20 protein-coding genes and 1 pseudogene are annotated in these 17,751 nt (G+C 33.6%); 13 read left to right on the top strand and 8 right to left on the bottom strand.

Annotated elements, in window-relative coordinates; translation table 11 throughout:
* Positions 1 to 299: 299 nt before the first annotated feature.
* Positions 300 to 1,499 (top strand): multidrug effflux MFS transporter, encoded by a 1,200-nt coding sequence (locus AC2CGR_RS12245; RefSeq protein WP_484480877.1) that lies wholly within the window; start codon positions 300 to 302, stop codon positions 1,497 to 1,499.
* 723 nt (positions 1,500 to 2,222) lie between these two features.
* Positions 2,223 to 3,614: an amino acid permease gene (locus AC2CGR_RS12240; protein WP_484480876.1), complete on the top strand. Its 1,392-nt coding sequence runs from the start codon at positions 2,223 to 2,225 to the stop codon at positions 3,612 to 3,614.
* 48 nt (positions 3,615 to 3,662) lie between these two features.
* Here AC2CGR_RS12240 and AC2CGR_RS12235 read toward each other — a convergent pair whose 3' ends face one another.
* Positions 3,663 to 4,682, bottom strand: a complete 1,020-nt coding sequence (locus tag AC2CGR_RS12235) for a zinc-binding alcohol dehydrogenase family protein (protein WP_484480875.1) — start codon at positions 4,680 to 4,682, stop codon at positions 3,663 to 3,665.
* Positions 4,683 to 4,869: 187 nt separating this feature from the next.
* Between AC2CGR_RS12235 and aiiA the strand changes: the two genes are divergently transcribed.
* Positions 4,870 to 5,622: a quorum-quenching N-acyl homoserine lactonase AiiA gene (aiiA, locus tag AC2CGR_RS12230; RefSeq protein ID WP_484480874.1), complete on the top strand. Its 753-nt coding sequence runs from the start codon at positions 4,870 to 4,872 to the stop codon at positions 5,620 to 5,622.
* A gap of 40 nt (positions 5,623 to 5,662) precedes the next feature.
* Here the strand turns inward: aiiA and AC2CGR_RS12225 are convergent, their stop codons facing one another.
* The 3 genes from AC2CGR_RS12225 to AC2CGR_RS12215 form a co-directional block, all read right to left on the bottom strand.
* Positions 5,663 to 6,157: a hypothetical protein gene (locus AC2CGR_RS12225; protein WP_484480919.1), complete on the bottom strand. Its 495-nt coding sequence runs from the start codon at positions 6,155 to 6,157 to the stop codon at positions 5,663 to 5,665.
* 89 nt (positions 6,158 to 6,246) lie between these two features.
* The gene (locus AC2CGR_RS12220; RefSeq protein ID WP_000965820.1) at positions 6,247 to 6,711 is read right to left on the bottom strand and encodes a DMT family transporter; all 465 of its coding nucleotides are present in this window, start codon (positions 6,709 to 6,711) and stop codon (positions 6,247 to 6,249) included.
* 13 nt (positions 6,712 to 6,724) lie between these two features.
* Positions 6,725 to 7,171 (bottom strand): DMT family transporter, encoded by a 447-nt coding sequence (locus tag AC2CGR_RS12215; RefSeq protein WP_002021936.1) that lies wholly within the window; start codon positions 7,169 to 7,171, stop codon positions 6,725 to 6,727.
* Positions 7,172 to 7,280: 109 nt separating this feature from the next.
* Here AC2CGR_RS12215 and yeiL point away from each other — a divergent pair, with 109 nt between their 5' ends.
* The 4 genes from yeiL to AC2CGR_RS12195 all read left to right on the top strand — a co-directional run bounded on the left by yeiL (position 7,281) and on the right by AC2CGR_RS12195 (position 10,438).
* Entirely contained in the window at positions 7,281 to 7,973 is a 693-nt protein-coding gene (gene yeiL / locus AC2CGR_RS12210) for a transcriptional regulator YeiL (RefSeq protein WP_033702248.1), read from the top strand.
* Positions 7,974 to 7,994: 21 nt separating this feature from the next.
* On the top strand, positions 7,995 to 8,726 hold the full coding sequence (locus tag AC2CGR_RS12205; RefSeq protein WP_484480873.1) for a metallophosphoesterase family protein: 732 nt from the start codon (positions 7,995 to 7,997) through the stop codon (positions 8,724 to 8,726).
* 139 nt (positions 8,727 to 8,865) lie between these two features.
* Entirely contained in the window at positions 8,866 to 9,909 is a 1,044-nt protein-coding gene (locus tag AC2CGR_RS12200) for a flavin-containing monooxygenase (protein ID WP_484480872.1), read from the top strand.
* 280 nt (positions 9,910 to 10,189) lie between these two features.
* Positions 10,190 to 10,438: a hypothetical protein gene (locus AC2CGR_RS12195; protein ID WP_000666952.1), complete on the top strand. Its 249-nt coding sequence runs from the start codon at positions 10,190 to 10,192 to the stop codon at positions 10,436 to 10,438.
* Positions 10,439 to 10,473: 35 nt separating this feature from the next.
* Here AC2CGR_RS12195 and AC2CGR_RS12190 read toward each other — a convergent pair whose 3' ends face one another.
* Both AC2CGR_RS12190 and AC2CGR_RS12185 read right to left on the bottom strand, forming a co-directional pair.
* Positions 10,474 to 11,511 (bottom strand): serine hydrolase domain-containing protein, encoded by a 1,038-nt coding sequence (locus AC2CGR_RS12190; protein WP_001050171.1) that lies wholly within the window; start codon positions 11,509 to 11,511, stop codon positions 10,474 to 10,476.
* A 109-nt stretch (positions 11,512 to 11,620) separates the two neighbouring features.
* Entirely contained in the window at positions 11,621 to 11,815 is a 195-nt protein-coding gene (locus AC2CGR_RS12185; RefSeq protein WP_000819653.1) for a hypothetical protein, read from the bottom strand.
* Between the two features lie 132 nt (positions 11,816 to 11,947).
* Here AC2CGR_RS12185 and AC2CGR_RS12180 point away from each other — a divergent pair, with 132 nt between their 5' ends.
* Positions 11,948 to 12,229: a hypothetical protein gene (locus tag AC2CGR_RS12180; RefSeq protein WP_484480871.1), complete on the top strand. Its 282-nt coding sequence runs from the start codon at positions 11,948 to 11,950 to the stop codon at positions 12,227 to 12,229.
* A 27-nt stretch (positions 12,230 to 12,256) separates the two neighbouring features.
* Here AC2CGR_RS12180 and AC2CGR_RS12175 read toward each other — a convergent pair whose 3' ends face one another.
* On the bottom strand, positions 12,257 to 12,547 hold the full coding sequence (locus AC2CGR_RS12175) for a DUF3784 domain-containing protein (protein ID WP_071709372.1): 291 nt from the start codon (positions 12,545 to 12,547) through the stop codon (positions 12,257 to 12,259).
* A gap of 116 nt (positions 12,548 to 12,663) precedes the next feature.
* Between AC2CGR_RS12175 and AC2CGR_RS12170 the strand changes: the two genes are divergently transcribed.
* The 3 genes from AC2CGR_RS12170 (at position 12,664) to bla2 (ending at position 14,625) form a co-directional block, all read left to right on the top strand.
* Positions 12,664 to 12,945, top strand: a complete 282-nt coding sequence (locus AC2CGR_RS12170; RefSeq protein WP_001028128.1) for a MazG nucleotide pyrophosphohydrolase domain-containing protein — start codon at positions 12,664 to 12,666, stop codon at positions 12,943 to 12,945.
* A 34-nt stretch (positions 12,946 to 12,979) separates the two neighbouring features.
* Positions 12,980 to 13,717: a glycoside hydrolase family 25 protein gene (locus tag AC2CGR_RS12165; RefSeq protein WP_000727670.1), complete on the top strand. Its 738-nt coding sequence runs from the start codon at positions 12,980 to 12,982 to the stop codon at positions 13,715 to 13,717.
* A gap of 134 nt (positions 13,718 to 13,851) precedes the next feature.
* Positions 13,852 to 14,625, top strand: a complete 774-nt coding sequence (gene bla2 / locus AC2CGR_RS12160) for a BcII family subclass B1 metallo-beta-lactamase (protein WP_000739381.1) — start codon at positions 13,852 to 13,854, stop codon at positions 14,623 to 14,625.
* A gap of 608 nt (positions 14,626 to 15,233) precedes the next feature.
* Here the strand turns inward: bla2 and AC2CGR_RS12155 are convergent.
* Positions 15,234 to 16,265, bottom strand: coding sequence for a hypothetical protein (locus AC2CGR_RS12155; RefSeq protein WP_484480918.1), 1,032 nt, complete (start codon positions 16,263 to 16,265; stop codon positions 15,234 to 15,236).
* A gap of 275 nt (positions 16,266 to 16,540) precedes the next feature.
* On the opposite strand from AC2CGR_RS12155, the pseudogene AC2CGR_RS12150 reads away from it, so the two are divergent.
* Both AC2CGR_RS12150 and AC2CGR_RS12145 read left to right on the top strand, forming a co-directional pair.
* A pseudogene (locus AC2CGR_RS12150) lies at positions 16,541 to 17,206 on the top strand (anaerobic carbon-monoxide dehydrogenase catalytic subunit); the annotation flags it as partial.
* Positions 17,207 to 17,411: 205 nt separating this feature from the next.
* Positions 17,412 to 17,732, top strand: a complete 321-nt coding sequence (locus AC2CGR_RS12145; RefSeq protein WP_000429483.1) for a PadR family transcriptional regulator — start codon at positions 17,412 to 17,414, stop codon at positions 17,730 to 17,732.
* Positions 17,733 to 17,751 lie beyond the last annotated feature (19 nt).

The raw sequence follows: 17,751 nt of genomic DNA, 5'->3' as shown, positions 1-17,751 counted from the left end.
GATCTATAAATTCAAACTATTTCTAATTATTCCATAAAAAGGTGGTGGTATCAAGTTATACTTTTAACCAATCCCCCAAGGCTCAATACTAGAAAAAGCAATGTAATATGTAATATAATTGAAAAAGTATATTTAAAAAATCAATGTTAATATTACCCTCCTATAAGTATTAACATACGTAATTGAGGTGTTTTCTTTGTTGTTTTATGATCGAATTTCTATAATGGCCCCTCCTGTTCCGTAGCTAAGGAAAGTCTTTTTATTTCTGAGATTTTCAAAGTTATAGGAGGGTATGAAAAATGAAAAAAGTCTCAGTACCATCACTTTTGTTAATGATTATTCTTGTCGCATTTCCGCAAATTAGTGAAACGATTTACACACCGTCTTTACCGGATATTTCAAAGGCGTTACATGTAAGTAATAATGAGGTGCAGTTAACACTTAGTGTGTATTTTGCTGGATTTGCTTTAGGTGTATTTTTTATTGGATGGCTATCAGATATAATTGGCCGTCGCCCGGCAATGTTATTTGGAATTGTTGTATATGGCGTGGGGAGTTTCTTATGCTTTATTGCAAATTCCATTGAAGTTTTATTGGTAAGTCGTTTTATTCAAGCGTTTGGAGCAAGTGCAGGATCCGTGGTTACACAAACGATTCTTCGGGAAAGTGTAGATGGCCATAAGAGGCATGTTATGTTTGCTCAAATTTCGGCAGTCATTGCTTTTACACCAGCGATAGGACCATTAATTGGTGGCTTTCTTGATCAAATGTTTGGATTTAAAATTGTATTTTTGAGTTTAGTAGTTATGAGTATCGGGATTTTTCTGTATACGTTTATTTCTCTTCCAGAAACAAAGACGGACTCAGTAACGAATAAAATAAATGTGTTTTCAGTCTTGAAGAGGTTAATTACAAATCCGAAAGTAGTAACATATGGGTTATTAATTGGAGGAGCGAATGGTGTTTTATTTAGCTATTATGCAGAAGCGCCGTTTATCTTTATTGAATACTTTCAGTTATCGCCTAGTATGTATGGATTTTTAGGAATTGTTGTTGCGTCTGCTTCTATTGTTGGAGCGAAAGTTTCAAAACGTTTACTTGCCACTTATAAACCAGAGAAAATTATATATATCGGTTGTTTCGTAATGACAGGAGGAGCTATCCTTTTATCTGTTATTACGTTTGTTGGATCAAATCCGAATGTAATATATATGGTTGTATTTTTAATAGCGATGTTTATATTGCTATTAGGAATTGGCATAGCGTTACCTAACTGTTTAAGTTTAGCGTTAGTAGATTTTCAAGATGTCATTGGTACAGCAGGTGCATTGTTTAGCTTAGGCTACTATGTAATTGTAACGATGACAATTTTGGGAATGAGTCAGCTTCATACAGGTTCATTAATGGTTATGCCTCTTTATTTTCTAGCTATAGTCGTTATCATGATGGTGTTTACTAGGGTGTTTATTTTAGGTAAACAAACTTCAAAAACGATTTAAATATGAAATGGTAAAAGAGTCTCATTAAAAAATGAGACTCTTTTATATTTTATCCCGCAATTTTATGGTAATAAGATTCCTACCTCAAAATTAGGCTGGAGTAAAGCGATTAGTAGTTTATTAATATATTAAATTTCTGATTGGTATATGAATCGGACGAGTGAGGATTTACGTTATCAACTATAAAGATTGAAGTACATGCGGTATGAAACAGAGGTAGAAATACTCTCCTCGGTTATTTATATTGTAATAATGTTCATACTATAATCAAATTGAATAGATGTATTTTATTGTTAATTTAGTTAAAAATTAATCAGACTTATGTATAATAATTTATCCCGCTTTAACGGGCAGTAAGACTTCCACCTTAAAATTCGGATAGTCAAAGAAGCTAGGTGGCAGATCAACTGCCCATAAAAGCCCGATTGGTTCAACTAATAATCAGTGGGATACCCCTCCACTGATTAAAGTTTCACTTTATCAAAAAAATAATTGAATTTTTCAGATTAATGAATTAATATAAGGTAAGTAATTTTAAGATTTATAGAATATTGGAAGATGAAAGGTTTTGAGAATTTTATTAGGAGCACAAAACGATTTTAGGATAGCTTTAAAGCTAGTGTAAAATGACGTTTGCTTCATCATTTTCAGGGCCGAAAGGAATTAGGGGAAAGCATCTTACTTAAAAATGCGGCTATGAATCATCTAAGAGGGGGAAGTGAAGTGGCAAACAAAGAATTGAAAAGAGGTTTAGAAGCACGTCATATTCAAATGATTGCTTTAGGCGGAACAATTGGTGTTGGTTTGTTTATGGGATCAGCCAGCACGATTAAATGGACAGGTCCGTCAGTAATGCTTGCTTATGCAATTGCGGGTATTTTTATCTTCTTCATCATGCGTGCCATGGGAGAAATGTTGTATATGGAGCCAAGTACAGGATCATTTGCAACGTTCGGTCATAAGTATATTCACCCGTTAGCTGGTTATATGACAGCGTGGAGTAACTGGTTCCAGTGGGTTATCGTTGGGATGTCAGAGATTATCGCGGTTGGAGCGTATATGCAATATTGGTTCCCAGATTTACCAGCATGGATACCAGGTGTAATCGCAATGGTTATTCTTGGCGCAGCTAACTTAATTTCTGTTAAGTCATTTGGTGAATTTGAATTTTGGTTTGCGATGATTAAAATCGTTACGATTCTATTAATGATTATTGCGGGATTTGGACTTATTTTCTTTGGAATTGGTAACGGCGGAGAAGCGATTGGCATATCAAATCTTTGGTCAAATGGCGGTTTCTTTACAGGTGGTTTTTCTGGATTCTTCTTTGCATTATCACTTGTAGTTGGAGCCTATCAAGGTGTGGAATTAATCGGTATTACTGCTGGTGAAGCGAAAGATCCGAAGAAGACACTTACAAGAGCGATTCAAAGTACAATTTGGCGTATTTTAATTTTCTACATCGGTGCGATTTTCGTTATTGTAACTGTATATCCGTGGGATCAATTAAGTACAATTGGTAGCCCGTTTGTAGCAACTTTTGCGAAGGTTGGTATTACGGCAGCGGCTGGACTTATTAACTTCGTTGTTATTACAGCAGCAATGTCTGGTTGTAATAGTGGTATTTATAGTGCTGGTCGTATGTTATATACATTAGGTGTAAATGGACAAGCACCGAAATATTTCACGAAACTTTCTGGAAATGGTGTACCTTTATTTGGTACAGTTGGTGTGATTATCGGTTTAGCGGTTGGTGTTGTATTAAGTTATATCGCACCGAAAAACTTATTCGTCTATGTATATAGTGCGAGTGTACTTCCTGGTATGGTACCATGGTTCGTTATTTTAATTAGTCAAATTAATTTTAGAAAAGAAAAGGGAGCAGAGATGAAAGATCATCCGTTCAAAATGCCGTTTGCTCCTGTTACAAACTATTTAACAATTGCCTTTTTAATTATGGTATTAATCGGAATGTGGTTTAACGATGATACGCGCATTTCATTAGTTGTAGGTATTATTTTCTTAGCTATCGTTACAATTAGTTTCTATGCTTTCGGAATAGGAAAGCGAACTCCGTTAGAGGTTCAAAATGATCAAGAGATTTCAAGTAAATAAAGATAGTAAAAAGTCCGATTTCTCATTTGGAAATCGGACTTTTTGTTATTAAAACTTTTCTAAAACGATCTTCCCAATTGTACTTCCGCTTTCAAGTAGTGCATGTGCTTTCTTTACGTTTTCAGCGTTAATTGGTGTGAATGTTTCATTTAAAGTAGTCTTTAAAATGCCTTCATCTAGTAGTTCGCTTACTTTATTTAATAGTTCGTGCTGCGTAATCATATCTCCAGTTTCATACATCGATTTTGTGAACATAAACTCCCAAACGAATGTAGCACTTTTACTTTTCAAAATACCCATCTCAAGAGGGTGTTCATTTTCTACGATAGAGCAAATTTTTCCTTGTGGTTTAATGAGGTCACACATTGCTTGCCAATGTTGATCTGTATTGTTTAAGCAGAAAATATAATCTACATCTTTTAGCCCGAACTCTACTATTTGATCTTGTAAAGGTTGGTGATGGTTAATGATATAATCAGCACCGAATTTTTCAACCCAGTGTATCGTTTCATTGCGGGATGCAGTTGTGATAACATTCAGTCCAGCCCATTTTGCAAGTTGAATGGCAATTGAACCTACACCACCAGCACCGCCTATAATTAAAATGTTTTTAAAGGAGTTTGTATCTTTCTTATTATAATCAATACCTAAACGTTCGAATAAACCTTCCCAAGCTGTAATAGCTGTTAACGGAAGTGCTGCAGATTCAGCATCACTTAACGTTTGTGGTTTTTTACCAACGATTCTTTCATCAACTAGGTGGTATTCACTATATGTACCTTGTCTCGTAATGCTTCCAGCGTAAAACACTTCGTCGCCTTCTTTAAATAACGTACAATTTTCGCCGGTTTGTACAACAACACCACTCGCATCCCATCCAAGTATTTTCGCTACATTTTCTTTTTTCTCTTTTGGAGATCGAACTTTTGTATCAACTGGATTAACGGAAATAGCGTTAATTTTAACGAGTATATCTCTCCCTGTAGCAACAGGTCTTTCAACTTCCATATCAATTAAACTGTTTTCTTCTTCAATAGGTAAGTATTCATGTAAACCAATTGCTTTCATTTGTAATCCCTCCATTAAAGTAAGAATCCTTTACTTCTATATTATAGATGGTGAAATACTGCTATGTAAAAAAATACCCTCTTTTTTATGTAAGCTGTACTGATAGTCTAGAAGGAGTTTATTTCTAAAAAGAAGAATTTTTTACTGTATTACTTTATCCCAAACTAAATGTAAAGGTGGATACATAATGACAGTAAAGAAGCTTTATTTCATCCCAGCAGGTCGTTGTATGTTAGATCATTCTTCTGTTAATAGTACGCTCACACCGGGGAATTTATTGAACTTACCTGTATGGTGTTATCTGTTGGAGACAGAGGAGGGGCTTATTTTAGTAGATACAGGTATGCCAGAAAGTGCGGTTAATAATGAAGGACTTTTTAACGGTACATTTGTTGAAGGGCAGATTTTACCGAAAATGACTGAAGAAGATAGAATCGTAACTATTTTAAAACGTGTAGGGTATAAGCCGGAAGACCTTCTATATATTATTAGTTCTCACTTACATTTTGATCATGCAGGAGGAAACGGTGCTTTTACAAATACACCGATCATTATACAGCGTGCTGAATATGAGGCGGCACAGTATAGAGAGGAATATTTGAAAGAGTGCATACTGCCGAATTTAAACTATAAAATTATTGAAGGTGATTATGAAGTCGTACCAGGTGTTCAGTTATTGTATACACCAGGACATTCACCAGGGCATCAGTCATTATTAATTAAAACGGAAAAATCTGGTCTTGTGTTATTAACAATTGATGCATCTTATACGAAAGAAAATTTTGAAGATGAAGTGCCGTTCGCAGGGTTTGATCCGGAATTAGCTTTATCTTCAATCAAACGCTTAAAAGAAGTTGTGACAAAAGAGAAACCGATTGTTTTCTTTGGTCATGATATAGAGCAGGAAAAGGGTTGTAAAGTGTTCCCGGAATATATATAGTGCAAAAAGTCATGAGTTCGCGTGCTCATGACTTTTTCGTTTAAATAATTTTTTTGAATAAGTTATAAACCTTTTTTGAGCTATCTTCATTTAATTGATAGTACGTAAGGTTTACATCATCAGGAGTATCTTGCTGAGCAATCATCACTTCGTTACTGTGATGATCAACTACCCATATGAAATATTTTTTATAAGTTCCATCCTCAAAGGTAATCCACATATCACAATCTATTAAATCTGATCCTTCTTCATCTAATGTTAATTTTCCTTTTTTTGCGGTATCCATACTATTAATAAACGTTTTTAATTCATCTGTTTTTGTGAGGAAGATATCCTTTTTTGTTTTAATGGATTCGACATGTATATCTTTTATTTCCTGTTTTCCTAAGAAGACAGGGGGCTCATTTGAATCCCTTTGCGTTGAAATAATAGTAGCTTTTTTCTTTGGTTTATTTGCTGTATACAAATCTTGAATAGATTTTCCAGAGTTTACAAACCATATGATCCCACAAATAATCAATGTGCTACAAAGCAGTAAAATAATTTTCTTAATAGAATATTCTCCTCTCTATTACTTCGTATGAAGAGCTTTTCTATTAATATATGATAGGTAAGCATAAAGTATTATAGTTGAACGTGGTTATGTTTCACTGTTTTTATTGGGCGATCAACGAGTAAATTGTAAGTAAGCCCAATTAATACGAAAACACCTCCGATAATCTTTCCAGTTGAGAGTTCATTTGTTAGGAAGAAATCAATGATAGTTCCTGCAAATAATTGTCCGATAAAGATGAGTAACGTTAAATAAAATGCTGATATTTTAGGAGTAATATAGTTCGATAATGAAATAACGATAACGCCTACTAATCCGCCTAAATATACAGCGATAGGAATGGACTGTAACGTATGCATTGGAATATACAATGAATCTGAACTGAACATTAAAAATAACATAGAGAAAAATAAGCCAGTAATATAATTAAAAAACGTGCCTTCCCAATTGCCAATTTTCTTTGCTAAATTCGCGTTAATAATTCTAGCAACGACGATAGAAACACCAGCTAAAATAGCGATCGTAATATATAACATTTTCTTGCCCCCATTAATAAATTGTCATGATTATAATTCCAGAAGAGATGAAACATAATCCAATTAGTTTTTTCTTTTCAAACTTTGCAACTTTCATTCCTAATAAGCCGAAATGATCAATAACGATGGAAGCAATGGATTGACCGAGTAAACTTAATGCAATCGTAATAGAGGCACCAAGGACGGAGAAACTTATATTGTTAAAAAGAACAGTGAATACTCCAATCGCTCCAGCGCTATATAAAAAAAGTGGAATACTTTTATCAAAATGGATTTTATGTTTGTTTATGATTAAAACGAAAATAACTGCAATTAAACCGACAAGGTGAATGACGATACTTGCTGTATACTTGCCGATTAACTCAGATAAAATCCCATTCAATGGGAGCATAACGGCGATGAGCACACCAATAAAGACAGAAAGAAAGTTATACAATGTAATATCCCCTTTGTATTTCATATTTGTAATGACTGTATCATGCTGAAATTGTGTATTACTATGACATATGTCATAGTGGAAGGAGAAAATTTTGATTACAATGGGGAGTAGTTGTAAAGGCGGGGGAACTATGAAGAAAATATGTAATTCTATTAAATTAGCAGAGTATATGAAACAAAATAATATTGACTCATTTTTTAGTAATGATATGAAACCATATATGGAACTTATATTTTTTAAGAAGAATGAGTTTATTTGTAGAGAAAATGAAGAGATAGATTATTTATTTTTCTTCGTTGAAGGAAAAGCGAAAGCGTTTAATACATTAAGTAACGGGAAATCTGTATTATTATGCTTTTATGATAGCTTGCAGCTGTTAGGAGATGTGGAGTTAATTCATTCTCAAAAGACAACTTCAAACGTACAAGTGATGGCAGATTCATATTGTGTTGGTTTGCCTTTAGGGAAAGTGAGAAATCAACTATTTCATGATGCGAAATTTTTACGATGTATTTGCGGATCGTTAGCGCATAAGTTAAATCGGCTTTCAAAAAATAGTACAATTAATTTACTATATCCTCTTGAAAATAGACTTGCGAGTTACATGTTAGCAGCAGGAGAACGGGCAGTACAGCACGGAAATAGAATTGTATTTAGTGGGAATTTAACGGAAACAGCGGAATTGTTAGGAACGAGCTATCGGCATTTGTTGCGCACATTAAATGTTTTTTGTGATAAAGAGATAATAAAGAAGAATGATGGTTGTTTTGAAGTAGTAAACGTGGAAGTTTTGAGAGAATTGGCGGCAGATGTTTATAAATAATATAGTAAAGTGGGGATTTAGATGAAAATAGCAATCATTTCAGATGTTCACGGAAATAGTCACGCTTTACAAGCAGTATTAAAAGATATTGCACGTCGTAAGGCCGAAATGATAATAAATTTAGGGGATAGCGTGTATGGGCCATTAGATCCTTTAGGAACCATTGAAATATTAATGAAGAACGAGATGGTACATATTAAGGGAAACTGTGATCGCATGCTTTGGGAACCTATACAAGAGCAGTCGGCTACACTAACTTTTGTCCAAAATCAATTAACAAAAAATCATATAGATTGGTTACAACAACATCCGTCACAATTTATTATAGAAGATATGTTATGTTGTCATGGTACGCCAATTTCAGATGAAGTGTATTTGTTAGAAGAGATGAATGAAAATGGTGCGATATTAAAGAATGAAAAAAATATAATGGATCAACTTCAAAATATTGAACAAAAAATAATAGTATGCGGTCATACGCACATTCCTAGAGTTGTGTATTTAGCAAACGGAAAAATCGTTATAAATCCAGGGAGTGTAGGACTTCCAGCATACAAAGATGAGTTACCTGTTATACATAAAATGGAATCAGGAACTCCGCATGCAAAATATGTAGTGATAGAAGAGGTTTTAGGAGAATGGATAATTGAACAAATTTCAGTTCCTTATAATTGGGAAGAAGCTGCTGAATTGGCTATTCAACAGGGAAGGTATGACTGGGCACAGGCGATAAAGACTGGGAAGATAGAATGAAGGGGAGCTTACTTTATGGTAAACTGCTCTTTTTTATTTTGAGTACATATTGAATTATATAAAAATAAAATGTTATGATTATGGAAACGTATGAATATATGAACAAGTATTCATATATTTGAGAAGAGGAGGGATTAGAATGAAAGACCTAATTATTATTGGATCGGGTCAAGCTGGATTAACAATGGGATATTACTTGAAACAAGAAGGGTATAATTTTTTATTACTTGAGGCAGGAAACCGAGTTGGTGATTCATGGAGAAATCGATATGATTCTTTACAGCTTTTTACTCCGCGGTCTTACAGTAGTTTGCCGGGTATGGAGTTAATAGATGAAAAAAATGAATTTCCATATAAAGATGAAATTGCAACGTATTTAGAAGAATATGCAAGACATTTTCAATTACCGATCCAATTGCAAACCAAAGTTTTTAAAATAAAGAAAGAAAGAGATATATTCGAAGTACATACCCCTACAGAAATTTTACAAACGAAAAAAGTTATTATCGCAACAGGTGGTTTTCAGCAACCGTTTATTCCCTCAGTTTCAGCAAATCTATCATCACATGTTTTTCAAATACATTCATCACAATATAAATCACCACCACAAATTCCTAAGGGGAAAGTACTCGTAGTAGGTGGCGGGAATTCAGGAATGCAAATTGCAGTAGAACTGGCAAAAACTCATGAAGTTACACTGTCTATTAGTCATCCTTTAACGTATTTACCGTTACATCTTTTTAGAAAAAGTATTTTCAATTGGTTAGAAAAATTGGGTTTATTGTACGCCGAAGTAAATACAAAGAGGGGGAAATGGTTTCAAAAGAGAAAGGATCCCATTTTTGGATTTGAAGGTAAGGAACTCATTCGTAATGGATCAATACAACTACAAGAAAAAGTAGTAAGTGCATCAGAAAATAAAATTATGTTTCAGAACGGTGAAACATATAGTGCAGAAAGCATTATATGGTCAACAGGCTTTATTCAGAACTATAACTGGATTGAAATAGAAAAGGCAGTGGATGAGAATGGATTGCCTAATCATGTAAAAGGAATAAGTCCAGTAAGAGGATTATATTATATCGGCTTGCCATGGCAATCTCAAAGGGGTTCTGCACTTATTTGTGGTGTAGGAAAGGATGCAGCATATTTGCTTTCTGAAATCAAAAAAATAGATCAGTAGCAACAGCAGCTACTGATCATCCATATGTACATGAATTAGGAGAGGTCAAACATTTATTAACTTTATTATAATAGATTTTCAAAAGAATAAAAACTGAAAATTCTAATTTTATGTTGAGAAAGTTTTTTGTATCGAAATATATAAAAGAATAAGGGTTTTTAGTAAAAGGAAATATGATATTTATATTTTACTAAAGTGTGATATAGTCTATATAGAATTTATTTCCTTAAATTGGGTTTTTGTGGTCTTTATATTTTTAAAGTAGAAAGGGGAAGTGATTGTGAAGTTTGATGATCAACGCCTACTAGGAGTACGATTAGGATCGGTACTTGTAACAGAGGAAAATCAATATTTAGTAATTAAGAAAAAAGATCATTATGCATTATTAAATATACATACTTTAGAATGCACACATGTTGAAGTACAGTTAGAACATATTGAAGAAATGTTGCAGGAAGATTTCCAAGAAAGTATAACGGAGATTATCGCACCAGAACATATAAAAATTGTTGCGAAAAATGTTATATAAGAAAGAAGCTGAAAGGAACAGCTTCTTTCTTTTCATTATAAGGACAACGTTTTTAAAACTTCACCAATAATCCCTTCCATTTGATGAACACCTAAATCAGTGTTCGTCATTATAACAGCACCATTATCCCGGTATGGATAACAAACCATCATACATTGAAATCCAATGCCCCATCCAAGTGAATATATTTGTAAGTCTTCATTTGAATCATCTAGAAAAACACCTAGTCCAGTCCATTTTGAGCAACCTTGCGGAGAAGTCATATCTTGAACTGTTTTTTGAGAAAGTTTTAGTTTACCCTTTCCTTGTAAGGAATGAATAATTTCAATTAATAAAGTTGATAAGTCAGTTGGTGTTGTCCAAATGCCTGAAGCAGCTGCGAATGGATAAAATGGATACTTCTCATTTGTAACGGTGCCATCTTTATTATGTCCGCAAGCAAAAGCATCGGTTTTATCTATGTCTTTAGGAGAGAAGATTGTACTATTCTTCATTTGCATTGGCTGAAAAATATATTCTTCAAGTAAGAGGTTGAATGGTTTTCCAGTTATATCTTCAAGTAGTAGTTCGATAATACAAAAGTTTGCATCAGAGTAATGAAATTCGCTTTCTGGTTTATAAGTTACTTCAATAGGTACGGAGCAATATGATGTTTTACCAGCAAGGAGTTCAGCCATGTTTGGTCGTCCTTGTGCAAGTGTATAATGCTCAAAACTATTAGGAGGATCAATAATTCCAGATTGGTGACTTAATAAGTTTCGTAAAGTAGTTTTTTTCTGTGAAGTAAAGAGATTGGTAGGAATATTCCAAGATATGAGTCTATCATTTACGTCTTCATCTAAATGCACGATTTCTTGATCTGACAACGTCATTACGAGCATTGTAGTGATGAATTTACTAATTGAGCAAGAGTTGAATATAGAATTCGTAGTTACCGTTCTAGTTGTTCCAGATTCAAGTGTTCCGAAAGCAAATGCTTCGTCTAGTTTACGGTCACGTATAACGGCAAGACTTAAACCAGCAACGGAATGTTGGTTCATTTTCTCGTATATATTGTTACTTTTTAAGTTCATAGTGACTCCTTTCTTGTAAGAGACAGAATATTAGTTCTATTATATAGTATTTAATAGAGAGAATGAGAGAAAAGAAAAAACTTCATCTTTTATCGATGAAGTTTTTTAGTTAATTCGAATTGAATGCTTTAAAAAATTTATCTCGGTACATGTACATTAGCCATGAGGCTGTTAGTAAGGAAATAATGCTTACTTTATTTTTAATTGGTGCACTGAAAACAAGCCAGCCAACAATATCAAATAATACATGTAGTGCAATTGAAAGGACTACAAATTGTAGTAGCGTATTTAAAAATCTTTTCATAAAGTGTCCCCCTAAAATAAAAGGTTTATCAACAATGTTGTATAATACTATTATACATTAAATGTTTATTGTGGTAAAAATTACATAAGTTAGTGAAATAAAACAAATGAAAGCTAATGAGGAGGGATAGTCATGGAATTTTGGATGATCATACCGATAGCGATCTTTGGGTTTATTTATATCGTTGAAAAATTAAATAAAATCGAAAAGAAAACGGATACGCGTTTAAAGAGGATGGAAGATAGACTACAGTTAATTACGAAAGAAATGGGAATTATAGATAGAGAACCTGAAATTAATAAAGAATTACGTCAGCTTATGGAAGAAGGAAAAACAGTTACAGCAGTTAAGAGAGTAAGAGAAGCTTTTGGGTTTTCCTTACTAGAAGCGAAGCAATATGTTGATAAATTATAAAAAAGATCATCCGATTGGTGGTTTTTTTCATTGAACCATGCGTGTATTTACATAAGCAGCAATTATAACGTGTCCAATTATAATGATAGGAAATAAGATTTTTACATTAGGAGTAAGAAAAACACTACCAATTGTGGCAATAACACCAGCAGTTAAATTATAAAGACCAACTATTTTTGATAATTTCACTTTATCTAGTACACGGCGTTCATTGAATCCTGATAAGAGCCAAGTGTATTGCTTAACTCCGATGAAATAAGCTAATGCAAATGAAATAATTGCAAGTATGAATAATGATGGAGAAGCGAGGAGAGTCATTGAAAACACCTCCGTTAAAGAGTTATAAATAAATTATAGTATAAATGTTATAATTTAACAGAAAAGATTTAAGTGTAATAGAAAAACGGAGTATGTATCATGAAGGGGGATTAAGTATGAATATTGTGGAATTCCAGAGATATGTATCAAATTTCAGTAAAGAAAAAGGATTTCAAGATACTACAATTGAAGAACGTGCAATGTATGCAATGGCGGAATTAGGTGAATTAGCGGAAGTTATATTAAAGCGTGATAAAATAAAAGATTCGAAAAGAGAGATTGGTTTAGAAATGTTTGATGTCATTTGGAATGTATGTGATTTAGCAAATAAGTTAGAAATTGATTTGGAAAAGGCATTTGAAGAAAAAATGAGGATAAATAAAAAACGTGAATGGTAAGTGGAATATTAATGTGTAAAGATGGGGGATACGAGTGAAAAAGAAGCTTTTTATAGGAGGAATCTTTACCTTAATTAGTGTAATGAGTGTTTTCGCTTACTTAGTTTTTCAAGGTATATTCATTCCGAATCAAATAAGTGCGGATAAGTATGAAATAAAAGGTGTAGATGTTGCGTCATATCAAGGGGATATAGATTGGAGAGAGTTGGAAAAGCAAAAAATGAAGTTTGCGTTTATAAAGGCTACTGAAGGAAGCGCGTTTGTAGATAAGTACTTTTCGAAAAATTGGACGAATGCAAATAAGACAGGTATGCGCGTCGGAGCGTATCATTTTTTTAGTTTTGATAGTAAGGGTGAAACACAAGCAGAGCAATATATACGAACTGTTCCAAAATATAAACAAGCATTGCCACCTGTAATTGATGTTGAGTTTTACGCTAATAAAAAAGATAATCCGCCTAAGCGTGAAGATGTTGTGCAAGAGTTGTCGGTCATGGTTGAAATGTTAGAAAAACATTACAGTCAGAAAGTAATATTGTATGCAACCCAAGAGGCATATGATTTGTATATAAAGGATGCATATCCCCGATGTGATATATGGATTCGTAGTGTTTTTACAAAACCGAGTTTATCTGATGAGAGGAAATGGACGTTTTGGCAATACACGAACCGGGAGAGATTAAATGGTTATAATGGAAAAGAAAAGTATATTGATTTGAATGTATTTTATGGGAATGAAGAAGAGTTTGAAAATTATGGAATGAAAGGTTAAGTTTTAAAGCGCACAAAATTTTGTGCGCTTTAATTAATGGTATGAAAAATAGTAAGAAAAGATGGAACAAACACTGAAGATGAATTGTCTATTATAGGTAATAACTATTTCGTTTGAAAGAAAGGGTGGAGAAAATGAAAAAGAATATATTATTAAAATTAGGGGTATGTGTTAGTTTACTAGGAACAACTCAATTTGTTAGCACAATTTCTTCTGTACAAGCATCACAAAAGGTAGAGCAAAAAGTAATGAAAAATGAGGCAGGAACTATTTCGATTTCTCAGTTAAACAAAAATGTATGGGTTCATACGGAGTTAGGTTATTTTAACGGAGAAGCAGTTCCTTCGAACGGTTTGGTTCTTACTACTTCAAAGGGGTTAGTACTTGTCGATTCTTCTTGGGATGATAAGTTAACGAAGGAATTAATAGAGATGGTAGAAAAGAAATTTCAGAAGCGCGTAACGGATGTCATTATTACACATGCGCACGCCGATCGAATTGGCGGAATGAAAACGTTGAAAGAAAGAGGCATTAAAGCGCATAGTACAGCACTAACTGCAGCACTAGCAAAGGAAAATGGATATGAAGAACCACTTGGAGACTTACAAACCGTTACAAATTTGAAGTTTGGAAATATGAAAATAGAAACATTCTATCCAGGGAAGGGACATACAGAAGATAATATTGTTGTTTGGTTGCCGCAATATCAAATTTTAGCTGGAGGTTGTTTAGTAAAATCTGCGGAAGCTAAAGATTTAGGGAACGTTGCGGATGCTTATGTAAATGAATGGTCCACATCGATTGAGAATGTGCTGAAGCGATATAGAAATATAACTTCGGTAGTACCTGGTCATGGAGAAGTAGGAGACAGGGGATTACTTTTACATACATTAGATTTATTAAAATAAGAAATTGTAGAAATACAAAAGAGAGGAGAAATAATTTTCTCCTCTCTTTCTTCTAACTATATTTAAATGCTGAATCTGTCCATTACTTCAGCATATATTACTGAGATTTTAATTCCAAGTATACAAATACCAGTACCGTCATAATTGCGATAACAACGTAAGTAGCATCAAGCATTATAAGTGTTTTTAAAGTTTCAGTCATCCTCATTCACCCCTGGTATAAAAATATAAACATAATCTCTTATTAATTAGATAAGAGATTATAAAGATTACAATGTACATGAAATTTCTTAAGTAGATTCTATATAAATATATCATATAAATAATGTAAACAATGTTAAGATAGTGTAAATGTATTGTAAAGAAAGGGGTGACTCATCAGTCTATAAATCTATTTATCCCGCTTTAATGGGCAGTAAGACCACCCCTCAAAATTCAGCGAAAGCAAAGAAGTTAGGTGGGGGATCAACTGCCCATAAAAGTCCGATTGGTTCAACTAATAATTAGTGGGGGATGCCCCCCACTGATTAAAGTTTCACTTTATTTGTAAATACTATGTATCTCTCGTGTGCCGGATAGAACGCAGTTATAATATGTGAAAAATAGATTCATTTTAATAAATCAATCACGATGCTAGATGTTACTACATTTTCCTCTATTACTTCTACCTGTACTTGTTCATCGTTTCTCCAATTGATATTGAAGTTGTCTGTCGTATACATTTCCTTAAGAGTGACCTCTTTATATTTTTCTAAAATGCTACCTCTTTTCCCATAATAGATTCTTACAGTTGAGCTGGGACTTGGTCCTTTTGATTTTATTGTTTCTCTAAGCTCGATAATATTTATGAGATTTGGAGATTCACTTTTTTGAAAGGTAAAGGAACTGACCACTTTTTGTACCTTCTTAAAAACAGGACCATTGGATTTATTTGATATGTTAAATTCCACAACTTCAGGTACGGATTCTTTTCCTCGTAGTGTTATCGTTGCTTCATAATCGTTTTTCCAATCTACGAAAACGTTTGAGGAATCGAGGCGTTCTCCCTCATTTGCAATACTTATGTCAAAATGTTCCCATAAGCCGTATTTAATTCTGACAGGAGAGGAACCATGAGAAGAGTCTGAATCTATTTTCACTACTTTAATCGTATTTTTATTATTTGGAGAATGACTTTTTTCTAGTGTAATGTCCTGTAAATACAAAATGTAAGACAAACAGCCTACTACTAAAATAATCGAAATTACAATACGTAAGGCAGTAATTGGACGGATTCTTTTCCTTTTTTTCTTAGTGCTTTTACTATCTTGTTCAAGTTCTTTTTCAATACTCGTTTGAACTGTTACTTTTGGCGGGCAAATAAACCACCAAACGAAAGCTATAAGTAGTAAGAAAAGAGGTATTCCTTGAATAAAGAAAAATCCTTTCCAAAAATCAAGTGCAGTACTATATGGAGAATCTGTTGCCATCCCCCCTATAAAAAGTGCCACTGGACTTGCAAGTATATTTATCCCTAAACCGATCAATACGAATGAAAGATTTTTATTCCTAATTTTTCGTGACCCAGCCATAATAAACAGAAATACTGCAATACCAAGTATAAGAAACAGTATTCCGTAATAAAACATCATATATACCATCATATTGTCCCTCCATAACTTTAATTGTACCATTAGTAAGGAAAAATTTGTGAAATGTTAGGTGGATATGATATTTGTATTCCTTAAAAGTGCACCGATATATGATGAAAATAAATCAAGTGCAAGTATGAATATCAGGATACAGTAAAAATATTATGTCGACAATGTGAACTGTCACAAATTCTTATATATTATTGTGATTGATATCACATCCTTTTTTCTCAATGGGTATTATCCTTAGTTTGTAAGCAATCATTGGGAGAGGGTGGGATGATATGTTTTGTTATCAATGTGAACAAACGCCAACAGGCGGATGTAAAGTAATAGGTGTTTGCGGTAAAAATGAAACAATTGCAAGTTTACAAGATACGATTGTGTTTGGGTTAAAAGGAATTGCGGCCTATCGTACGCATGCTGCTCAGCTAGGATATACGGATGCTTTTGTAGATGCTACGACGCAAGAAGCACTGTACATGACATTAACAAATTCTAATTTTAATGAACAAGAACATATTGATATGGCTATGAAAGTTGGGAAATCAGCTTTACGAGTAATGGAGTTGTTAGATGAGGCACATACGAATCACTTTGGTGTGCCAGAGCCTGTTCAAATTACACAAAACCATGTAGAGGGTAAAGCTATTGTAGTTACAGGCCATAATTTATTTGCATTAGAAGAACTATTAAAGCAAACGGAAGGAAAAGGAATTAATATTTATACGCATTCTGAAATGCTACCAGCGCACGGTTATCCGCAGCTGAAAAAATATAAGCATTTAAAAGGGAACATTGGTAAGGCATGGTATGATCAAAGACGTCTTTTCGAAAAATTTACAGGCGCCATATTAGCGACAACGAATTGTGTTATGCCAATTAAAGGATCATACTCTGATCGATTCTTTTCGTATGATATTGCAGGTTTAGAGGGTGTACAAAAAATTTTCAGTAGACAATAGGTAATAGCGGATTTTTGAAAAATTTTGAAAATCAGTTGACATCTACATCTACTTAGTCATACAATGTAGATGTAATAAGTGATACGGAATAGTTCGGATTAACAAAAACTATTCGGTAAAAAATTCGCCTTAGTACTCTGTAATACTGAATATAAGTCAGACAGAATAGGGGGTAAAGGAGGATCAGAACATGGAAAATTTAACTGAAATGCTGAAAGGTTCACTGGAAGGGTGTGTGCTGGAAATCATTAGCCGCCGTGAAACGTATGGCTATGAGATTACACGTCACCTGAATGATCTTGGGTTTACTGAAGTCGTGGAAGGTACGGTGTATACCATCCTCGTACGATTAGAGAAGAAAAAGCTTGTGAATATTGAAAAGAAACCATCAGATATGGGACCGCCTCGTAAGTTTTATTCATTAAATGAAGCTGGACGTCAGGAACTTGAATTGTTTTGGAAAAAATGGGATTTTGTATCGTCAAAAATTAACGTCTTGAAGTCAAACTAGCTTCATAATATAAAATGTT

This window comes from Bacillus sp. LSHTCR4 (assembly GCF_057197025.1).
Note: the sequence above shows the minus strand (reverse complement) of the source record. Positions and strands in the feature narration are given on the sequence as shown.